3 protein-coding genes are annotated in these 2,895 nt (G+C 66.5%); 2 read left to right on the plus strand and 1 reads right to left on the minus strand.

The genetic code is table 11. The features are described 5' to 3' along the window. Positions 1-225 (plus strand): hypothetical protein (locus tag VGD20_RS10620; RefSeq protein ID WP_331134416.1); only part of this gene is annotated, 225 nt, incomplete at its 5' end. Then, positions 222-836 carry a TetR/AcrR family transcriptional regulator gene (locus tag VGD20_RS10625; protein WP_331134417.1) on the plus strand — a complete coding sequence of 205 codons (615 nt, stop codon included), beginning with the start codon at positions 222-224 and terminating at the stop codon, positions 834-836. The genes VGD20_RS10620 and VGD20_RS10625, both read left to right, overlap by 4 nt. Before the next feature lie 142 nt (positions 837-978). Here the strand turns inward: VGD20_RS10625 and VGD20_RS10630 are convergent. Further along, the coding region (locus VGD20_RS10630) for a S9 family peptidase (RefSeq protein WP_331134418.1) at positions 979-2,895 on the minus strand (1,917 nt) is incomplete at its 5' end.

Raw genomic sequence — 2,895 nt, forward strand, 5'->3', positions numbered from 1 at the left:
CCCGGCGGTCGCCCGGTGTCGATCCTGCTCGCGTGCATCGGGCTTGCGACGACGCTCTGCGCGATCGCGCTCGCGATGCTGCCCGCCCCCGACGAAGCGAACAAGACGCTCGCGGTGATCAAGATCGTCGGCATGACCGCGGCCTTGCTCGGGACGGGCGCGACCGTCTATTGGCTCTCGCGCCGCCGCGCCGCCCGCGCCGACCCGCAATTGAAAGACGCATGACCCAACCCCAGCGCAAACCCCGAGTCCAGCGACAGCCTCCGGAGGAACGCCGCCAGGATTTACTCGCCGCGACGATCACCTGCCTTGCGCGGCTCGGCCCGCGCGCGACGACGGGGCGCGAAATCTGCCGGCAGGCCGGGGTGTCGCACGGCCTGCTCCGCCATTATTTCGTCAATCCCGACAATCTGCTGCTCGAAACCTATCAGCAGCTCTGCGACCATTTCCTTGCGCGCTTCGAGGCCGAGCTGCTCACCCCCGGTGCCGATCCGTGGGAGGCGCTCGATCATTTCTTCGCTGTGCTGTTTTCGGACGAATGGGCCAGCTCGGACATATTGGGCGCGTGGATGGCGTTCTGGACCCTCGTGCGCAGCAACGATGAGTTCGCCGAGGTCAGCGAGGATTATAACCGCCGCCTCCGCGCGCTGCTCGACACCGCCTTCTCGCGCCTGCCGCACAAGTCCGACGGGCTCGCGCGCGCCGATGCGATCCCGATCCTGTCGGCGGTGATGGACGGGCTGTGGCTCGACTATTGCCTGTCGCCGAGCCGCCTCTCGCACGAACGCGCGCTCGCGCTGTGCAGCCTCACGCTACGCCAGATCGCGCCGCGCTAGACCGAATAACGGCCATCCCGGAAGGACCACCCTTTCTTCCGTTCGTGCTGAGCTTGTCGAAGCACCGTCCTTCTTTCCTCGACGTTCAAGGAAAAGGACAGCCCTTCGACAAGCTCAGGGCGAACGGAGGTTGGAACAGCCTCTATTTCTTCAGCCAGCGGTCGTACCAGGCGATGTTGCTGCGCATCCGGTGGACCAGGTAGCTCGGCACGCTGAGCCCGTGATTCTCGCCGGGATAGACGATCAGCTTCGTCGGCACGCCGCGTGTCTTCAGCGCCAGATACATCTGCTCGGCCCCGACGCACGGCACATTGTCGTCGGCATCGGCGCACTGGAACAAGGTCGGCGCGCTGATCCGCTCGGGGTGGAGGAACGGATAGGCGAGCTTGCGCCAGGTATCGAATTCCTCCCACGGCGTCCCGAGTTCGAGGATATATTCACGCGCATACATGTCGACGCCGAAGGTCGCGAGGACGTTGGCGACCCCCGCCCCCGACACCGCCGCCTTGATGCGCTTGTCGCTGGCGATCATATAATCGGTGAGGATGCCGCCATAGCTCCAGCCGCCGACCCCGATCCGCGCGGGATCGGCGACCCCGATGTCGATCGCATGGCTGATGCCCGCGCTGATGTCCTTGACGTCGACATTGCCCCAGTCGGCATAGATCGCGCGCGAGAAATCGAAACCGCGCCCCGACGATCCGCGCGGATTGACCTTGAGCACCGCATAACCCGCCGCGGCATAAAGCCGCGCCTCGATGTCGAATTCATGGCTGTGCTGATACACCGGGCCGCCATGCAGATCGGCGATCAGCGGATAGCGTTTCGCCGGGTCATAGTCGGGCGGCAGGGTCAGGAAACCGTGGATCTCGGCATCGCCGCTCTTGAACGCGACGTCGCGGATCGGCCCGAGCGCGCGCGCCTTCAGCCAGTCGTTGTGGTGCGTCAGCGGACGCAGCCCGCCGTCGACCGCCTTGATCTCGGCCGGCGTGTTCACATCGGTATCGAGGATCGCGATCCGCCCGTTCTTCGCCACGGCATAGTCATAGCCCAGCCGCGCCCCCTCGGTCAGATAGGTGATCGCGCTGCTCGCCGGATCGATCGTCGCGAGCCAGGTGTCGCGGTCCTGCTCGATCAGCGCGATCAGCTTGCCGTCGGGGGTCCAGCGCGGATGATAGAACCAGCGGTCGATCCGCGCTGGCCGCGCGACGCTGCCGTCGACGATATCGGCCACCACCATCTGCGGCGACCCGTAATAGATCCATTTGTCCTCGGCGCCTTCGAGCCAGACGAGCTTGCGCGAATCGGGCGACCATGATGGCCCCGAACCCCAGTCCGGATCGCCGTCGGCGCCCGGCGACGTGCTGACCTTGCGCGGTTCCCCGCCTTCGGGCGCGACGACGAAGATGTCATAGTTCAGCGTCCGGTCGGCGTCGCCATGGTCCTTCGCGGTATAGGCGATCCACTGGCCATCGGGCGACCACGCCGGATGCCAGTGGTCGCGCGCGCCCGCGGTGACCTGCACCGCCTTGCCCGTCGCAAGCTCGACGACGAACAATTGCTGCGTCCGGTCGTCGAGATAGCCGCGCCCGTCCTGCTTGAAGAAGAAACGCTCGGTCTCGACCGGCGGCGGGGTCTTCGCCTTGCTGCCGACATGCTTGCCGATCTCGGCGACGACGACCGCGCGCTTGCCGTCGGGCGACAGCGCATAGTCGCTGATCCCGCCCGCCAGCGTCGTGACCTGCCGCGCCGTCCCGCCGGCGACGGGCATGCGCCACAGCTGCGTATTCTCGTCTTCCTCTTCCTTCGTATCGTCGGCATCGGCGCCGCGCTTCTTCGTCGCCCCCGCGTCGCTCAGGAAGAACATCGTCCGGCCGTCGGCGCCATAGCGCGGCTGCCATTCGCTGTTCGCCGGGGTCCTGGTGAGCTGAACCGGCGCGCCGCCGTCCCACGCCACCGTCCACAGGTCGCTCTTCTCGGCATCGAGCTTGGTGTCGTCGACCGCGACGCTATACGCTATCCGGCTGCCATCGGGCGAAAAGCTCGGCCCCGCGACGTC

This window comes from Sphingopyxis sp. (genome assembly GCF_036402335.1).
In the GTDB taxonomy this organism is placed as follows: domain Bacteria; phylum Pseudomonadota; class Alphaproteobacteria; order Sphingomonadales; family Sphingomonadaceae; genus Sphingopyxis.